Source organism: Microcoleus sp. Pol12B3 (genome assembly GCF_036701355.1).
GTDB lineage: Bacteria > Cyanobacteriota > Cyanobacteriia > Cyanobacteriales > Microcoleaceae > Microcoleus.
In genome coordinates this window covers 19,534-36,451 of record NZ_JAUBQS010000029.1, presented here as the reverse complement: position 1 = coordinate 36,451, position 16,918 = coordinate 19,534, and the positions used below count along the sequence as shown (strand labels likewise).

Genomic DNA, 16,918 nt, shown 5'->3' with positions numbered 1-16,918 from the left:
ATCTGTGCCGTCAAAACAAAAATTTTGGGTACACTGAAATGACAGGCCAGAAGTCAGGCGATGAATCGCTGCTTTTAGTGCAGATTGCCCAGAAAGACCAAACGGCATTAGCTAAACTTTACGATCGCTACGGTCGCCCAAGTTACGCTCTCGCTTACAAAATTCTGGGTTCGGTAGAAGAAGCTGAAGAAGTTGTACTCGATGTTTTTTCCCAAATTTGGCAAAAAGCAGCAACTTACGATCCTTCTCGCAGTCGAGCAGATACCTGGTTGTTCATGCTTACGCGCAGTCGTTCCCTCGATCGCCTGCGAGCGATGCAGCGAACAGTCCGGGCTGCTGAAGCTTGTCTGGAAGATGCGAAGATACCCATCTCTAGCGTTGCAGAACCGATGGAAGATGCAATGTTTAAAGAACGCAGCGAACAAGTCAAAGCAGCCTTAGAAAAACTGCCAAAGGAACAGCAAGAGGCGATCGAACTCGCCTACTACCAAGGGCTGACTTGCACGGCGATCGCAGCTAAAACTGGTATCCCGACAGGTACAATCAAAACCAGAATTCGATTGGGTATTTCCAAATTGCGTCAAGCTTTGAGCGAACAATTTTTTTAGACTGTCAAAAAACTTAAATTTTGTTTTTTAACAATCTAAAATTCTACCATTTCCCATCATCTATCTTGAGTGCGAGGGCAGCCGACCAATCTCAAATTTAAAATCAACTTAGGCTGAATTACAATTAATGGCGGAAAACAGATGGAAATGATGCCAGACGAGGAGTATAAAATCCTTGCAGCCCTTCAAGCTCTCGATACCCTCGACGAGTCAGAACGCGGCGCATTTGCAGAGAAATTGAAAGAGTCCGCAGAACTGACAAGTGAATTAGCAGCTTTTGAAGCGGCAATTGCCGCGATCGCCTACACAGCCCCCCCAGTTCCCGTCGCACCCGACCTCAAAAACCGCCTGTTCCAGCGCATAGCCGAACAGCAGCCAACTCCGACAGAATCAGTCAATTTAAAGCCCATTGTGACCTCCCCAACGGAGAACAATACTCCATCTTTAATCGTGCGATCGCACGAGGTCAAATGGAAATCTTATAAAGTTCCGGGAGTTTCGTTCGGCAAGCTTTACATTGACAAAAAAAAGCGCGAACTTACCTGCTTGATGCGACTAGAACCTGGAGTAACATTTCCCCTGCACCGACACGCTGCCTCGGAGGAAGTGCTTGTATTAGAAGGAGACTTAATTGTAGAAGGGGAAATTTGCCATCAAGGCGACTACATTCGATCGGTTCCCGGTTCCACACATTCGCCCCTCACACGAGGGGGATGTTTGCTGTTAATGAAAACTTCCCTAGACAACGAAATGTTCGTCTGATATTATGTCGGTTGATTTCCCTGCAATGATTTCTTTTCGCTTAGTCGGGGCTGGTTTATGTATGCCGATTTTTAGTAGAAATTATAGAGGGTTGCTGAAACTAGCCTTTCCAAGTATTTCGGTTAATTTACCGGACACGCTCTAACTCAATAACGCCATATTGCTCCGCATTATGCGGTTAAAAATTCCCAATATATCACGTAATTCCCATGCTAAAACACTCCTGTTTAACTGCTGTTCTGTCCGCCGTTATTATACAATTTGTACCCAGCAACCAAAGCGCGATCGCCCAAGAACGCGAAGGATGTTTTCTTGTTAATTCAGCGGGCGAAGTAATTAACTTAAATTTGTTGTGTTCGCCTCAAGAATCCGACATTAAGCTGACAGGAAACGATGGGAAATTTCTCGAAGACTACAAACGCTTAGCAAAAAGCTACTCTCCCGAAGCAACGGACAATTTACTGCAAGCAATCCAAAGGGCGCCCGGTCAAAAAATTGCGGCCGCTAAAAGAATGTGTGCGGAAGTAAAATCTGGAGTTTCTCTGCCGGAAGTTAAATTAAGAGCGATCGGGCAAGCTGCCAGTATCGACAATCCAAGTCTCAAAGAAAGTTTTCTCGCCGATGCCGATATTATTACCACCCTTGCCGCCAATCATTATTGCCCGGAATTAGCCAGTAAGTAATATCATGAAATCTGTAGGGACATGGTAAGGCATATTAGTGTCAACTTAAGCTTTTAGTCCGCCATTCCTCCCGTTCACCCGGCATTCCGCCAGGGAATGAATTCCCTGTCTCATAGCTAAAGTCCTCTGAAGAGGACTAATAAGAATAAGTTTAAAAGTATTTTTCTCAGTCCTATGCAAGAGGACTTTCGCTTTGAGGTAGGGGTTTCAAGCGCTGCGAGACTGAGGGTTTAACGTGTTTGTTGACACGCCTTGGGTAAGGCTGCATCTCAGTTTGGATTTTACAGGAGTGCAAGGACGATCGCACTCCTAAAAAACCCTTTTTACAAAACTGAGATTCTCCCACGGTAATACGGCGTCTTCACTTGCAGCTACAATATGAATTGTCCTCTTGTCGCGCAACGATTCATGAAATTACCGGACATGAGATGAAACATTTAAAATCAAGTTCCGCCGACTTGCGGGATTTATTCAAAGATAGCATTACAGTTAAATACCTCGCGGAACCGCTGAAATCTGTCCCAGCTTGCGATGATGCAGCCAAATTGCGATCGTGGATGGAAGCCCGCGATTTTGACGTGATCGGGATCGAAGAAAACGGCACGGTTTGCGGCTATGTAGAACGATCGCACTTAGGTAAAGGCAAGTGCAGCGACTACCAGCAAATTTTTCACCCCTCACAATTAATCGCCGCCGCCACTCCTTTGATGGAATTGCTGCCGCTGCTGCGAGAAAAACCGAGATTATTTGTATTGGAAAGCAACAGGATCGACGGGATTGTTACCTGTGGCGATTTGCAAAAAGCACCGGTTCGGATGCTGCTGTTTGGATTAGTGACGCTTTTGGAAATGAATTTATTGCGGATCGTGCGGATTTATTTTCCCCAAGATTCTTGGCAGAAATTGCTGAAAGGCGATCGCATCTTAGCAGCAAAACACCTTTGGGAATTGGGGCGATCGCGAAATGAAGCAATTGACTTAATCGATTACCTGCAATTCTGCGACAAGCGAGATTTAATCCTGACTTCTGCTGAAATAGTCGATCGGCTGGGGCTCAAATCCAAACGCTATGGGGAGCGTTTTTTAAAGTCAGCAGAAGCATTGAGAAACAAATTAGCTCACGCTCAAGATTTAATTAACGGATCTTCTTGGCCGGAAGTAATTTTTTTGGCTCAGGAAATAGAAGCGCTTTTGCAGCGTTGCGAAGAAATTGAAATGGCCACACCTCATGAAGCAGAGAGCATTTAATCTTAGTCTTTTAGAGAGAGATTTTGTTTGTTGAGTCGCCATTTTAATTGCCTATTTTGATAGAGGAAGGTGCGCCGAAGCGCACCCTACATTTAGTTTTTAATTTTTAGTTTCCTGTTAGTATACTGAGGAACCCAACCTTGAGCCGTGGTGTAATACTGCAAGGCTTTCAAGTACAGAGACGGAGTGAGATAAAACCAATGTTCGGTATTGGCAGGAACTTTAATGTATTCTTCAGCTTGCAGCATTAATTGTACCTGAGAGCCGTTAGAATACACAAACCCAAAAACGCATTCCCCAGCTAAAATGTGAAGAACTTCTGCATCTGTGTGGGTATGAGTGCGATCGCTTTGAGTCATCAGCGCGTAAATCTGCTGCGAACCTGGATGCAGCACTTTTAAGTCGCACCACCGATATCCGCTGGCGCGCTTGAACTGTTCAAACTCGCTATTAAAGGCTGCGAGAATCTGCTGTTTTTCTGTAACATTGAGAATGTCTTGAACGAGCAGTTCTTGAAACGCCGGATTTTCGTTTGTGGGCAGGGAATCGATCTCAATATTTAAAACTGCCAGTTGACTCGCGATCGCCCGGATCTCCGTATATGTTCTACCGTCTTCTAGTTGCAGAACAGCCATATTACCACCTAATGTGTTGAGCTTTGAGGGAAATTTAGTTTCCATTTTTAAGCTGCTGTTTTAAGCTTTCGTCAAAAACTAAACTCCTGCTTATTTCCAATAATAGCCGATCGCTAAAATCCTATATCTACCTTCACAATCATCAAAGAATTACCAAACATGAGATGATTTGTTGAGTTATTTAAGTTTTATTTCTAATTCTCAGAGTCTGGCTGGGAATGCAGATCCATAGGATGTGGCTATTTTTTAGGGTTCGATGTTTAAACGGGCGATCGGTAAAACAGCGCCTACAGCATGAAAAGACAGAAACACAGGCTCAATCTATAAAATTCCGGTCAGATTAGCTTACAATACAAGACTAAACCTCAAAATTACGGCGCAGCCTAATTGCTGCTACTTTTATGTCTCTACCTATAGTTGCTATTATTGGACGCCCCAATGTAGGCAAATCGACGATCGTCAACCGTTTAGCCAACACCCAAGACGCGATCGTCCACGACGAACCAGGAATCACGCGCGATCGCACTTACAGACCAGCATACTGGGGCGATCGAGAATATCAAGTCGTAGACACCGGCGGGCTAGTATTCGACGACGAAACAGAATTTCTGCCTTTAATTCGCGAACAAGCAATGGCGGCCCTCGCAGAAGCCAGCGCAGCCATTTTCGTAGTAGACGGAAAAACCGGACTCACCGGTGGCGACGAAGCGATCGCATCTTGGCTGCGACTGCAAAAAGTCCCCGTCATTCTCGCCGTCAACAAGTGCGAATCGGAAAATACAGGACTCACCCAAGCAGCAGACTTTTGGCAATTGGGACTAGGAGAACCTTACCCAATTTCAGGCATTCACGGCAACGGCACCGGCGAATTGCTTGACAAATTAATTACTTACCTTCCCACAGAAGTATTACCAGAAGTTGAGGAAATTAAAGTAGCCATTATCGGTCGTCCCAACGTCGGCAAATCGAGTTTGTTAAACGCATTTCTCGGAGAAAATCGCGCCATAGTCAGCCCGATTTCCGGCACAACCCGCGACGCGATCGACACCTTAGTAGAACGCAACGGTCAAACCTACCGGCTCATTGACACGGCAGGCATTCGCAAAAAGAAAAACGTTGAATACGGTGCAGAATTTTTCGGCATCAACCGCGCTTTCAAAGCCATCCGCCGCGCCAACGTTATACTGCTAGTAATTGACGCAATTGACGGGGTTACGGATCAAGACCAAAAATTAGCCGATCGCATCAGCCAAGAAGGTCGCGCTTGCATCATAGTCGTCAACAAATGGGATGCCGTAGAAAAAGACTCCGACACCATCTACGAGTACGAAAGAGAAGTAAGAACCAGACTTTATTTCCTCGACTGGGCAGAAATGATTTTTGTTAGCGCCATGACTGGACAGCGAGTTGAAAAAATCATTGAATTAGTAGACAAAGCCTCCGACGAACACAAGCGCCGCGTCACTACCGCCGTGATTAACGAAGTCATAGAAGAAGCCACAAGCTGGCACTCAGCCCCAGTTACCCGCCAAGGAAAACAAGGCAAAATCTATTACGGTACTCAAGTGCGATCGCAGCCACCGACAATCGCCCTATTTGTCAACGATCCCAAACGCTTCACCGAAAATTACCGCCGCTACATGGAAAGCCAATTCCGCAAACACCTAGGCTTTACCGGTACACCAATGCGACTACTTTGGAGAGGCAAAAAAGTTCGTGCCACAGAAATGAGTACAACAAACAGAGCACTGCGCGTCAAGTAATTTTAGATTTTAGATTTTAGATTGAAGAAAAAAGGCGGTTATATGATATAATCGCTTGCCAATTACAGCAAATTTTTTAATCTAAAATCTAAATATCCGATGAACGAACAAGAGTTTAAACAAAGAACGAAGCAGCTAGCATTAAGAGTGATTAAGTTAGTAAGTTCACTGCCCAAAAATACCGTTTCTGAGGTAATTGGCAAGCAGTTAATTCGTTGAGGAACTTCTGTCGGGGCTAACTATCGAGCAGCTTGTCGCGCTAGGTCAACAGCAGACTTAATTGCCAAACTCAGAATAGTGGAAGAAGAAGCAGATGAATGTCTTTACTGGATGGAGCTGATAGTTGAAGCTAAATTAGTAGAGGTCGCTGATTTGAGGAGTATCATGTCAGAAACGAATGAAATTTTAGCGATGACAGTTGCCTCCATCAAAACTTTAATTGCTAAAAACCCAACAGCAAATCGCAAATAAAAAAATCTCAAATTTCAACAAAAATTGCCAAGTTAAAATCAAAGAATCCCAACCCTCAATCAAAGAATCATAAATTAAACAATCAAACAATCCCCAATCAAACAATCAAACAATCCCCAATCAAACAATCAAACAATCCCCAATCTAAAATCTAAAATCTAAAATCTAAAATATCAAGATGGATTTACTTCGATCGCTCCCTATTGGACTTTATCTAGAACAACCCGTAACCTGGCTTCACCGGCTAGACTCCCGCGTAAAACTAGCCTGGTTGATGACATTTCTGATTGCGCCAATACTCGCCAATCCCATCTGGCGCTTGATGCTAGTAGGAATGTTAATCGTACTGACACTAACTGCAGCAATTCCCTTGCGGGTGTGGAAACAGCAAATGGGAATGCTGCTGCTATTCTGCATTTTAGTATTTTGCCTCAGCGCGATCGCCCCCGACGGACTCCCCTCAGAGCACCAGCCCCGCATCCCCGCCGACGAATTAACCTTTTCCCAACAGCCCGCAACTCTTCCACCCCCGCCCCAACCAAAACCCTGGTACAAACCTTTTAATTTAGGCTCAAACTCTCCAATCCCCACTTCCAAAGCCCAAAGCCCAAATCAACTCCCCCAACCCACAAACTACCGTTACGTTTTATTCAAACAAGGTCCGATTAAAATCACCCGCAAATCCCTAGATTTAGCTATCAACGTCAGCACCCTATTTTTTACAGTAATTTACAGCACCAACCTCTACCTTCTCACCACAGCCAGCGAAGAAATCACCGCCGCGATTGAAAACTTAATGCAGCCTCTGCGCCGCTTGAACTGGCCTGTTACCGAAATAGCCTTAACATTAACTTTATCTTTGCGATTCATTCCCCTAGTATTGGAAGAAATACAAAATTTAGTGCGATCGGTCAGCACTAGAGCCATAAACTGGAAAAAACTAGGATTTCGCCGCGCCGCTCAAGTTTGGTTGATGATAGCCGAGCGGCTGTTAGAAAACTTGCTCCTGCGAGCTGAACAAATAGCCAGCGCCATGAAAGTTCGTGGCTTCACCAGTCCCGATCGACACCGTGTAGAATGGCACCAGTTGCAATTGAAAATCCGAGACTGGATCGCCCTCGGCTGCTTGCTCCTCCTCTGGAGCGCGCGCTTGGTTTGGGGTTGGGACAGTTAAGATTTTAGATTTTAGATTGATTGATTGATTGATTAGATTTGAGATTGAAGAATTGGGAAGGACTGATTCGAGCGGGGTTTGGAGTACGGGCCTAAATTTGAGTAAGTTTTGTCTGGTGCGCGACAGTCCTGCTAAAGTAATGGAGAAAAATATTTAGAGAACCAAGACCTTGAACATCTATCTTGGGACAGATATCGTATATGTTCCGCGCATACAAGCCGCATTAGACCGGTTTGGCGATCGCTTCCTCGAAAAAGTTTACACGCCCGCCGAACAAAGGGATTGTAGGTCACTAAATTCTCAACACAGCAGCATTAAAGGTAAAATGAATCGAGTTTCCTGCAACCAACTAGCAGGGCGCTGGGCAGCAAAAGAAGCCGTTGTCAAAGCTCTAGGGACGGGATGGCGGGGAATACGGTATGCAGATGTGGAAATTCGGCGCTCCGAAAACGGTGCTCCCAACGTGCAACTCCACGGAACCGCAGCAGCACAAGCCTCTGTTTGGGGAAATTGCCAGTGGCAATTGAGCCTCAGCCATGACGGAGACTATTGCACGGCTACGGCTATCGCTCTTTGTATCCCGCCGTCAAACAACGCCGTCGGGCGATAGAGCGAAACTAAAATCTAAAATCTAAATCTTTAATCTAAAATTGATCGATTGTGAGCGTGAATGACTACCGAAACTTACCTGAATCATCCAAACTTTGGCCTCCTCTTCAGGGTATCCCAGGTTGAAGACAGCCAAGAATTATTTACCACCCTATACGCCCAGCGCCTGTTTTTTTTGGTGACAAACGGCCCAGGCGGGCTGAGATTTGAACCAATCAGCCGCTCCGACGCTCGCCTCATGGTCGAAATTCGCCTGCGAACCCTGCGTCGCAGCGGTCAATATCAGGAGTACGACCAATTGCAAACCATTCACCAGCGAACATTTCAATAAAGAAAATCAGTAACTTGGTAATAGGTAACTGTCTTAATTTTCCTTCCCTCCAGTTCCCAGCATTGAGTACCCATGACCATTGCCTCTCGAATTCACAGCATTCGCCAACACTTGCCCGAATCAGTGCGGTTAATTGCCGTTACCAAACAGGTACCGACTGATGCTATCCGCGAAGCATACGACGCCGGTATCCGGGATTTTGGCGAGAGTAAGGTTCAAGAGGCTGCCGAAAAACAAAGCCAACTGCAAGATTTACCGGATATCAACTGGCACTTGATCGGCCACTTGCAAGCCAACAAAGCCACCAAAGCCCTAGATCACTTCCAGTGGATTCATTCTCTAGACAATTTAAAAATTGCTCAGCGACTTTCGCGCTTGGCGGGCCAACAGTCGAGCTCTCCCCAAGTCTGCCTGCAAGTCAAAATGTTGCCCGACCCGGACAAATACGGCTGGAGCGTTCCAGAACTGCTTGCCGACCTTCCAGAACTCAACAAATGTCAGCATATCAAAATTCAAGGTTTGATGACAATTCCTCCGCTGGGATTAGATGACTCGCAAATCCTAGAATTATTTAACAGCACCCGCGAACTTGCACAGAAAATCCAGCAGCAAAACTTGCCCTGCATTCAAATGCAGCAGCTCTCGATGGGGATGTCGGGAGATTATCATTTGGCAATTCAAGCAGGTGCTACTATGGTACGGCTAGGACAAACCTTATTTGGCTCTAGGAGGGGATAAGTAATTGAAATCTTCTGATAAAGACAATTTGGGTTAAATATAGAATAGTCAGCCACCCGCGACTAACGCGCAACGCGAGTATAGTCGGGGCAGCAAAGTCGTGAAGGAGCGTGAATCATGAATATTTTTTCTAAACTGCGAGATTTTGTAGGCATCAACAATGAGCCTGAGTACGATGACGTGTACGACGAAACGGAAGGGGAGCGCTATCAGAACTTCTACCAAGCGCCTGAACCCAACGCCGCTGCCGTAGCAGCAGCCGAAGAAGAACGTCGTCAAAATCGTAGAATGCGAGAGCGGTCAGTAGTAGGATCGACAGGTATGGATGTCGTTGCACCAACCGGCGGAGTAGGGTCAGTAATGAATAACGTGATAGGAATGCCTGGAGCTATGAACGGGATTTCGGAAGTAGTAGTAATGGAGCCGCGCACTTTTGAAGAGATGCCGGCAGCAATTCGAGCTCTTAAGGAACGGAAGTCTGTGGTTTTGAACCTGACGGTGATGGACCCAGACCAAGCGCAAAGAGCTGTGGACTTTGTGGCGGGCGGTACTTATGCCCTTGACGGTCATCAAGAGCGAATTGGCGAAAGTATTTTCTTGTTTACGCCTAGCTGCGTGCAGGTGAGAACTCAGTCTGGTGTGGTTCACGAAGTGCCTCCTGCTCAAGGACGCCCTCGTCCTGCTGCTCCTGCACCGACAGTCTGGCCGGCAGAACAAGCTCCCATCGCTCAGTAGTTAGTAGTTAGTAGTCAGTTGACAGTGGTGAGCAGTCAGTAGTCAGTAGTCAGTAGTTAGTAATCAGTAGTCAATAGTTAACAACTAATAACTGTGGAATAAACACTGCGGATTAATAACATTAGCTAACAACTAAGTAACCAATGACAACTGACAACTGACAACTGACAACTGATAACTCAAAAGTGACAAGTGACTAATGACTAATGACTAACATAAAATTTGGTACGATCGGCGGCGGGGTAATGGGAGAAGCTCTTTTATCCCGCTTAATTGCACAAAAAGTTTATTTGCCTTCAGAAATATTGGTGAGCGAGCCAGGGGTAAAGCGCCGCGAGTTTTTGACTAACAAATACGGGATTGGAACAACAGCCAGCAATCTAGAAGTTGCTGCAGCTACAGAAGTGCTGTTTTTGGCGATTAAACCGCAAGTTTTTGATACGGTAGCTTTGGAATTGGCCGTGGCAGGCGATCGCAAACAGGGAAATAATGGAGAAACGGCTAATTCCCAGCCAGAAGCACTGGTAGTGTCGATTTTGGCAGGAGTGCCACTGAGCAAGCTAGAACCAGCTTTTCCCGGGCGGGGAGTGCTGCGGGTGATGCCGAATACTCCGGCGACGGTGGGGGCGGGAATGAGCGCGATCGCTCCGGGAAAACTCGTGCAACCGGCTGATTTAGAATTAGTAAAGCGCATCTTTCAGGCCGTAGGAGAAGTGGTAGAAGTACCTGAGAGTATGCTCGATGCGGTGACTGGGCTTTCGGGTTCCGGGCCTGGTTATGTAGCAATTTTGATAGAGGCCTTGACAGATGGGGGGGTTTGTGCTGGTTTGCCACGGGCGATCGCCTCTCAATTAGCTTTGCAAACAGTATTCGGTACAGCGAAACTGTTGCAAGAAACAGGAATGCACCCTGCAGAATTGAAAGATCGAGTTACGAGTCCCGGTGGCACAACTATTGCCGGAATTGCTAAATTAGAGAGTAACGGCTTTCGTTCGGCACTGATCGAAGCAGTGAAAGCAGCTTCTTTGCGTTCTCAAGAATTAGGGAAATAAGTCAGGAATGACGCACAGAAACAATCAAAAATGAGTTCAATCGCATTTTAAACCTGCCGCTTTTGCTGTCGGATACTTGACGGGAACAAAAGCTACACCGAATTGTTCTTTTCGACACTTGACAATATGCACCAATTCGCTGGGGGGATTTTTGCGATCGCCATTCTTTCCAAACTGAATAGTTCCTGTTCCTCCTTCCACAATAAAATTCGCAAGAGAAAGCGTTTTTTGCATTCCTTCGCGGCTGGGCTGCTGCTGCATTTCCATTGCCTTAATCAGTGCAATAGTTGCATCGTAAGCTAAGGCGGTATCGGTATTTACCGTTCCTCCCCACAACTTTTTAGCCTGTTGAGGAAATTTTTTATTAACACTGCTTAAGGGATGCCAGGGGACAGACACGATTAGTTTTTCAAAAGATTTTAACTGGGATACGGCTTCCAAAGTTCTCCACTTGTAGAGTACCCAAATTCCGGCTATCCAATTGCGATCGCGGTTGGCTTTAACCATTGCGATAGCGTTATTTAATGAATTAGTAATTTGACCGTCTGGAGATAACACGATCGCAGTTTCCCCTGTGCGCTGGATTTGATTTAAAGCTGTTTGGGCGTTGAATTCATTTTTGGATAAATCAAAGTCGCGAATTCTGACTATTTTTGCTTTTTTGTCATCTTGAAACTGCCGTTTGAAAGCTTGTGTAAAATAAGAACCAGACGAACTGCCGGGATTGTATAAAACTGTCGCTTGATTTTTGCCTACCGATCGCAGATACTTTGCTAAACTTTGAGCAGCAAACCGACTCGAATAGGATGTGCGAAAGAAAATTTTTCGATGCTTTTCTGTCAGTTCTTCCGTTGTGCTTCCCGGAGAAATCAAAACCAGGTTATTTTGGTCATAAATATCTACTGCTGATAGGGTAATTTCGCTGGCATAGTGACCTACCACTCCTAAAATATCCGGCTGTTTAACCAGTGCATTTGCTGTTTTAATGGCCTCTGTTTTGAGATTCGCATCGTCAGCAATGATGACTCTCAGGCCTTTTTCGTTAATAGCTTTGGCGTCGAGAAAGCTTTGACCGGGAAAGCTGTTATTCCTCTCATTAGCAGCGCTTAATCCTAAATTAACTTGTGTTTGGGCTTGGGCCACGCCGCGCAAAATTTCTTTTGCCGAATCTGCATTAATTATAGAACCATCCTGAGTTCTCAGGATGGGAACCGCAACAGCAATTGTGTAATAATCAGCATTTTTAGCCTTCAGCAAAGCATTGTTCATGTAAATTAAAGTTTCGGGATCGATGCTGTCTTCTTCGTTCCAGGATTTTTTGAATAAATCAAAAGCAGATTGATAATTAGATTGGGCAAATTCCTCAACTCCCTTTTGCTTTAACCGAGGTGAAGAAGTTTTTACTAGGATTTCTTCGCCGCAACTCACAGCATCTCCTTGGATTAAAGGACAAGTTTTAGGTGTAATTGTGCGTAAAAAAATAGGGGCTGCCAGTCCCGCTGTCATTCCCGCAACTGCCAATGGCAACAAGCCAAAGATCGATCGAGAAAACAGCCTGCGTTTCGGTGGTGGTGAATGCAATCCTGTTAGCGCTCGCAAATCCTGTAACACTTCAGCAGCGGATTGATAGCGGTCGTTAAAGTGGTAGCGCACCATCTTATTTAAAACTTTTTTTAGCTTGTCGCTAATTTGTACCATCGGGCGATCGTCAGTGGAGTAATGCCAGACGAGTTCGCCAGTTTTTTGATGGTTGAAAAAATCTGCAATATCTAAACCTGCGATCGCTTGAATCCCGATGATTCCCACAGCATAGATATCGCTGTTAAATCTTGGCTGATTTTTCCACTGTTCCGCCGGCATATAACCCTCAGTACCGATGACGCGAGTTTGAGTTATTTGACCGCCCTGAATCGCCAAATTGCTAATACCTTTGACTGCCCCAAAGTCAATCACGGCAATTTTGCCGGAGCGGTTGCACCGGATTAAGTTTGACGGTTTAATATCGCGGTGAATAATATGTTTTTTGTGGACGCAATCTAAAACTTCTAAAATATCCTGCAATAAATCAATAACTTCTGATTCCCTAAACTGCCTGCCTGAACCGATCTCGTTGTTCAGCGGATTTCCTGCAATATATTCTTGAATTAAGTAAAATCTTCCCTGTTCTTGAAAGTGCTCGATTAACCTGGGAATGCGCGAGCACTGTTCCAGAGATATCAGGGATTCAGCTTCTGTTTCAAATTGCACCTGTGCCCTGTGCAAAACATCGGGATCTTTCGATGGAGGAGGCCCAATTTCCTTGACGACGCACAGGGGATTTTCGGGGTGGCCTAAAGCGTCGTTAGCCGTATAGGTTCTGGCAAATCCTCCCTCACCTAATTGACCGATAATTTGGTAGCGATCGCGCAGAATATCCCCTGGATTCAGACACATAAATTGTTTTATTTTCTCGACTCGCTGCACCCCTTGGTGTTGATTTTACCACAAATATGACTTTTATGAACTCAAAGTTATGACTTTTATGAACTCAAAGCTATGAATTTATGAATTGACTTTGAGAACTGCTTATTTAATCATCTTGACATCTGAGATTTTACGCGGAAATTTTTTATGGCTTTAAAACCCGATCCGTCAGAACAGCAGCGATTAATTGGCGACAATACATCCGAAGTCGTTACTTTGTCGATGGCAGATGCAACTAATTTTCCTTTGGGAGGTTGGATGCTAGGAGGTGACGATCTAGTCACCGGCTCAACAGCTAATGATTTGATATCGGGCAATGAAGGGGAAGATATTATCAGCGGGGAGTTGGGCAACGATTCTTTATTTGGGGGAAAAGGAATAGATCTACTTGAAGGAAATGAGGGAAATGACTCTCTCAGCGGCGGTCAAGATGCAGATTTGCTTACGGGTGATGCGGGAAACGATATTCTCTTGGGCGGTAGAGGCAATGATTTCTTAGCCAGCGGTAACGGAAATGACACTCTGGTGGGAGGTTTGGGTCGCGACTTTTTAGCCGCCTTGAATGAAAATAATTCAATCAAAATCGGGGGCAGCAACTTGTACGTCCTCCAAGCAGAACCCGGAGTTACAGATGTCAATAATGCCGATGCTATTGCCGGTTTCAGAGTAGGTGGCGATCGAATTGGATTGGCAGGCGGTTTGACTGCTAGCGATGTAGACTTGCAATACGTGACAAACGTGACACTCTTATTGGGGTTTGATGCACCAGAAAGTTTCAATCAAGTTTTCGCGCCAGGTGCATTCGATCCTCAACCGATACAGAGTCAAGGCACTCTAATTAAAGTTAGGAATTCCGGCGACATAGTAGGCTTTGTGGCAAATGTAAGTGTGGCTGAGATTCAAGGGAGTATTATCTCTGCTCGGGGATTCTAAGCTGTAGAATGCGCTGCAAAGCCTCCTGCAAAAGCTTAAATCGAAGATTGGACAGAGAAATGGTAATCTGCAACCAGCGGTACAACAATACTACCGATCAATCGCTAGCTGCTGTTTCCAATTTCTCTCCAATCCTCGGTTCCGTACCATTCAACAGACGCTGAATATTGCTCCGGTGCCGCACAATTACAAATACGCCGCCAGCCAGTCCAAACAATACATAAGCCAGCGGCTGATGTAAAACAAACATCAATCCAGCCACGCTAATTGCCCCGATAATCGAACTTAAAGAAACAATTCGCGATACCGCAAATACTATCCCGAAAATTCCGAAAGTTCCCAAACCAACAGGCCAGTACAAACCCAGCAAAACTCCCAAACTCGTAGCAACAGATTTACCGCCTGTAAACCCCAGCCAGATTGATTTGCTGTGGCCCAAAACAGCAGAGAAACCCGCCAAAGTTGCCATCCAAGGGAGGACAGTTGCAGTATTTTCTAAACCGGCTGCGGTTGCTAGCTGGCTGGTAAAAGTGAGAGAGTAAATATAGCGGATTAGGACGATCGCACTTACCCCCTTCAACACATCAACCAGCAACACCCCCAACCCCGGCCACTTCCCCAAAGTCCTCAGTACGTTAGTCGCACCCGTCGAACCCGAACCAACCTGTCGAATATCAATTCCCAGCATCCATTTCCCCAAGGCGTACCCCGTCGGAATCGAACCCAGCAGATAAGCTGCTATTAGCAGTGCGCCATTTAAAATTATCCAGCTAGTCATTTTTTACTTTGAGATTTTGTGTACTTTTAAAATTTGCCACCTTTCCCCTAGCATAATTGCTAATTGCTAATTACTAATTAGCAAGCAATTAGCAATTAGCAATTAGCCAATCAAAAATCCTTAGCAGCCATTAAAGTTTGCGGATCGGCAGCAAATGCCAGCCATAACGGAAATTGCAGGATTGACAAACTAATTAAATCCTCAGTTTCATCAATGACAATTAGTGGCAATTTGCCATCTTTCACCAGTCGATCGGCTTTTTGAGCCAAAGCCTCCGCAGACTCAAACATAATAATCCCCCGTTCTGGGCCAAAATCGCTGCGAGTAATGCCCAAACAGTCCTGCAAACCCCGCCGCCACTCTCCCAAACGTTCGGGACTGTTGGCGAGTACCAAAGTCCGCACCCGTCCGCCGTATACACTTCTGAGTACAGAAATAATAGTCGAAGTAATCAAGATATTTTGCAAGCGCGAACCCATAGTCCGCAAAGCACCCCTTCCTCCTTGGGTGAAAAACCAGTTAGAAACTCGTTCCGCGTGGATGGGTTCAAAAGTGCGGCGAAGTTGCCAAGGCGGGCCGTAGTAGTCCGGGAGAGTGCGGTATTGATCGAGGGTGCGGCGAATTTGTTTGGCTTGTTCTTGAAATCCCTGTTCGGCAAATTTGGGATTTACTGGTGCTGAGGATTGAGACTCCTCAGCAGGAATTTGCTTGGGTGTCTCTTGCACTGGTGGCGTCAAATCTAAGAGTTCGGCGGTGGCGGCCAAATCCTGCAAACTGCCTACTAGATAATCTTTAAAACCCTGGACTCGAATGGCCAAATCTTGGGAAACGCCGGCAAAAGTTGTGCGCATTTCCTTTTGAATTCGATCGCGCCGGCGTTCGAGTTTTTCTACTTCGATTTGTAGCGCTTGTTTGCGCTGATCTAATTGAATCAAGCCGTCTTGTACCAAACGCCCGATCGATGCTTGAGCCTGGCCCAACGCTTCTATAGCATTGGCTTTGTCGGCTTCCAAGGCTGCAATTTTTTCAGTCAAATTTTGTTCTTGCTGCTGCAATTCTTTCACTCTCTCTGCCAACTGTTCGGTAACATTTTCTGATAAGCGCGTTACCGTGTCTGCGGTTGCTGCTGGCGGGGAGTCGCTGGGAGGATCGATTTGAGCGATCGGATTTTCTGATTCGCGATCGTCGGTGTTGGGTGGAATTTGGGCGAGTGCGCCTGCTTCGTCCACGAATTGGGCGATTTCGGCATCTTCCTCGCCCAGCGGCAGGTCTGTTTCGCCCGGGAGTTGGGCGGCGGACTCCTGAAGCTCGATCGACAAATCCAGTGAATGAGATGGAAGTTGGTACTCCGTCTCATTCACGGGTAAATCGACTTCGCCGTCACCGCTTGGGGCGGCTGGTTGTGATTGCGGTTCTTGGGTTGGAGATTCGTCTGAATTCATGGGAAATTTTGTTCGGCGTGGGCATGGAAAAGTTAAAAATTTAAAATTAACAACTTTTTTAGTCTTGACGGGGACAGCGCTGTTCTAAGCAGGTCTGTAGCATTTTACGATCGAACAGAACCGGCAGAAAGTGAATGCTGTTAATTTCTTTGAAATAAAACAAAATCGGCACAGCGGGCCAAAATATCCGCCAATTTTGCCATTCTCGGTAAGGAAAGCGGCGGATTAAGTTGGACTTTCGATAAATGTCCAAATCTGTTGGGGTAAATTGCAGCCGGAGGGTGGCGGCTTGGTACATCAGAAACAATCCGAACACAGAAAGCGGCAAACTCACCCACTTCTGAACAAACAGCAGCGGTACGGCCGCCAGTACCAAGACTAGGGGAATCGCATAACTCGGAGCGAGTTCGATCGTACTTGTCGGCGCAGTCGAAGAGGCAGTGGTATTCACGGGTTTAAATCAAGGGTAGTAAACGAATGTTGCCGATTATTCA

The 16,918-nt window shown here is 45.9% G+C and carries 17 protein-coding genes and 1 pseudogene; 13 read left to right on the top strand and 5 right to left on the bottom strand.

The annotated features are described in order from the left end of the window. Positions 1–38: 38 nt before the first annotated feature. The 4 genes from QUA53_RS16390 (at position 39) to QUA53_RS16375 (ending at position 3,300) form a co-directional block, all read left to right on the top strand. On the top strand, positions 39–608 hold the full coding sequence (locus QUA53_RS16390; protein ID WP_333098499.1) for a sigma-70 family RNA polymerase sigma factor: 570 nt from the start codon (positions 39–41) through the stop codon (positions 606–608). Between the two features lie 147 nt (positions 609–755). Further along, positions 756–1,370 (top strand): cupin domain-containing protein, encoded by a 615-nt coding sequence (locus QUA53_RS16385; RefSeq protein WP_333248964.1) that lies wholly within the window; start codon positions 756–758, stop codon positions 1,368–1,370. Positions 1,371–1,579: 209 nt separating this feature from the next. Continuing rightward, the gene (locus tag QUA53_RS16380) at positions 1,580–2,053 is read left to right on the top strand and encodes a DUF732 domain-containing protein (RefSeq protein WP_333098497.1); all 474 of its coding nucleotides are present in this window, start codon (positions 1,580–1,582) and stop codon (positions 2,051–2,053) included. Positions 2,054–2,481: 428 nt separating this feature from the next. Beyond that, positions 2,482–3,300, top strand: a complete 819-nt coding sequence (locus QUA53_RS16375; RefSeq protein WP_333098495.1) for a hypothetical protein — start codon at positions 2,482–2,484, stop codon at positions 3,298–3,300. A gap of 92 nt (positions 3,301–3,392) precedes the next feature. Here QUA53_RS16375 and QUA53_RS16370 read toward each other — a convergent pair whose 3' ends face one another. Next, entirely contained in the window at positions 3,393–3,980 is a 588-nt protein-coding gene (locus QUA53_RS16370) for an acireductone dioxygenase (protein WP_333098494.1), read from the bottom strand. A 356-nt stretch (positions 3,981–4,336) separates the two neighbouring features. Here QUA53_RS16370 and der point away from each other — a divergent pair, with 356 nt between their 5' ends. From der to proC, 8 genes and pseudogenes are all read left to right on the top strand, one after another. Next, the gene (gene der, locus QUA53_RS16365; RefSeq protein WP_333065638.1) at positions 4,337–5,698 is read left to right on the top strand and encodes a ribosome biogenesis GTPase Der; all 1,362 of its coding nucleotides are present in this window, start codon (positions 4,337–4,339) and stop codon (positions 5,696–5,698) included. A 231-nt stretch (positions 5,699–5,929) separates the two neighbouring features. Then, positions 5,930–6,169 (top strand): annotated as a pseudogene (locus QUA53_RS16360) (four helix bundle protein); the annotation flags it as partial. A gap of 178 nt (positions 6,170–6,347) precedes the next feature. Next, a complete protein-coding gene (locus QUA53_RS16355; protein WP_333098491.1) occupies positions 6,348–7,343 on the top strand; it encodes a CbiQ family ECF transporter T component in 996 nt (331 codons plus the stop codon). 169 nt (positions 7,344–7,512) lie between these two features. After that, entirely contained in the window at positions 7,513–7,953 is a 441-nt protein-coding gene (acpS, locus tag QUA53_RS16350) for a holo-ACP synthase (protein ID WP_333098488.1), read from the top strand. Between the two features lie 60 nt (positions 7,954–8,013). Beyond that, positions 8,014–8,283, top strand: a complete 270-nt coding sequence (pipX, locus tag QUA53_RS16345; protein WP_006634205.1) for a transcriptional coactivator PipX — start codon at positions 8,014–8,016, stop codon at positions 8,281–8,283. Between the two features lie 72 nt (positions 8,284–8,355). Beyond that, on the top strand, positions 8,356–9,021 hold the full coding sequence (locus QUA53_RS16340; protein ID WP_333098485.1) for a YggS family pyridoxal phosphate-dependent enzyme: 666 nt from the start codon (positions 8,356–8,358) through the stop codon (positions 9,019–9,021). 117 nt (positions 9,022–9,138) lie between these two features. Next, positions 9,139–9,756 carry a cell division protein SepF gene (locus tag QUA53_RS16335; protein WP_333098482.1) on the top strand — a complete coding sequence of 206 codons (618 nt, stop codon included), beginning with the start codon at positions 9,139–9,141 and terminating at the stop codon, positions 9,754–9,756. 206 nt (positions 9,757–9,962) lie between these two features. Continuing rightward, complete coding sequence (gene proC / locus QUA53_RS16330; RefSeq protein WP_333073056.1) at positions 9,963–10,808, top strand: pyrroline-5-carboxylate reductase; 846 nt, start codon at positions 9,963–9,965, stop codon at positions 10,806–10,808. Positions 10,809–10,844: 36 nt separating this feature from the next. Here the strand turns inward: proC and QUA53_RS16325 are convergent, their stop codons facing one another. Then, positions 10,845–13,241: a bifunctional serine/threonine-protein kinase/ABC transporter substrate-binding protein gene (locus QUA53_RS16325; RefSeq protein ID WP_333098481.1), complete on the bottom strand. Its 2,397-nt coding sequence runs from the start codon at positions 13,239–13,241 to the stop codon at positions 10,845–10,847. 177 nt (positions 13,242–13,418) lie between these two features. Here QUA53_RS16325 and QUA53_RS16320 point away from each other — a divergent pair, with 177 nt between their 5' ends. Next, positions 13,419–14,204: a calcium-binding protein gene (locus QUA53_RS16320; protein ID WP_333098479.1), complete on the top strand. Its 786-nt coding sequence runs from the start codon at positions 13,419–13,421 to the stop codon at positions 14,202–14,204. A gap of 97 nt (positions 14,205–14,301) precedes the next feature. On the opposite strand, the gene plsY is transcribed toward QUA53_RS16320, so the two are convergent. From plsY to QUA53_RS16305, 3 genes are all read right to left on the bottom strand, one after another. After that, complete coding sequence (gene plsY, locus QUA53_RS16315; protein WP_333098478.1) at positions 14,302–14,982, bottom strand: glycerol-3-phosphate 1-O-acyltransferase PlsY; 681 nt, start codon at positions 14,980–14,982, stop codon at positions 14,302–14,304. Positions 14,983–15,092: 110 nt separating this feature from the next. Next, complete coding sequence (locus tag QUA53_RS16310; RefSeq protein WP_333098476.1) at positions 15,093–16,424, bottom strand: DUF3086 domain-containing protein; 1,332 nt, start codon at positions 16,422–16,424, stop codon at positions 15,093–15,095. A gap of 58 nt (positions 16,425–16,482) precedes the next feature. Continuing rightward, positions 16,483–16,875 (bottom strand): DUF3119 family protein, encoded by a 393-nt coding sequence (locus tag QUA53_RS16305; RefSeq protein WP_333098475.1) that lies wholly within the window; start codon positions 16,873–16,875, stop codon positions 16,483–16,485. Positions 16,876–16,918 lie beyond the last annotated feature (43 nt).

Bases quoted from the DNA above. Each gene is read 5' to 3' on its own strand.
- QUA53_RS16370 (WP_333098494.1), bottom strand. From the start codon at position 3,980: ATGGAAACTAAATTTCCCTCAAAGCTCAACACATTAGGTGGTAATATG.
- QUA53_RS16385 (WP_333248964.1), top strand. From the start codon at position 756: ATGATGCCAGACGAGGAGTATAAAATCCTTGCAGCCCTTCAAGCTCTC.
- plsY (WP_333098478.1), bottom strand. From the start codon at position 14,982: ATGACTAGCTGGATAATTTTAAATGGCGCACTGCTAATAGCAGCTTAT.
- QUA53_RS16335 (WP_333098482.1), top strand. From the start codon at position 9,139: ATGAATATTTTTTCTAAACTGCGAGATTTTGTAGGCATCAACAATGAG.
- QUA53_RS16310 (WP_333098476.1), bottom strand. From the start codon at position 16,424: ATGAATTCAGACGAATCTCCAACCCAAGAACCGCAATCACAACCAGCC.
- QUA53_RS16390 (WP_333098499.1), top strand. From the start codon at position 39: ATGACAGGCCAGAAGTCAGGCGATGAATCGCTGCTTTTAGTGCAGATT.
- QUA53_RS16325 (WP_333098481.1), bottom strand. From the start codon at position 13,241: ATGTGTCTGAATCCAGGGGATATTCTGCGCGATCGCTACCAAATTATC.
- QUA53_RS16320 (WP_333098479.1), top strand. From the start codon at position 13,419: ATGGCTTTAAAACCCGATCCGTCAGAACAGCAGCGATTAATTGGCGAC.
- pipX (WP_006634205.1), top strand. From the start codon at position 8,014: ATGACTACCGAAACTTACCTGAATCATCCAAACTTTGGCCTCCTCTTC.
- QUA53_RS16380 (WP_333098497.1), top strand. From the start codon at position 1,580: ATGCTAAAACACTCCTGTTTAACTGCTGTTCTGTCCGCCGTTATTATA.
- QUA53_RS16375 (WP_333098495.1), top strand. From the start codon at position 2,482: ATGAAACATTTAAAATCAAGTTCCGCCGACTTGCGGGATTTATTCAAA.
- QUA53_RS16340 (WP_333098485.1), top strand. From the start codon at position 8,356: ATGACCATTGCCTCTCGAATTCACAGCATTCGCCAACACTTGCCCGAA.
- proC (WP_333073056.1), top strand. From the start codon at position 9,963: ATGACTAACATAAAATTTGGTACGATCGGCGGCGGGGTAATGGGAGAA.
- der (WP_333065638.1), top strand. From the start codon at position 4,337: ATGTCTCTACCTATAGTTGCTATTATTGGACGCCCCAATGTAGGCAAA.
- QUA53_RS16355 (WP_333098491.1), top strand. From the start codon at position 6,348: ATGGATTTACTTCGATCGCTCCCTATTGGACTTTATCTAGAACAACCC.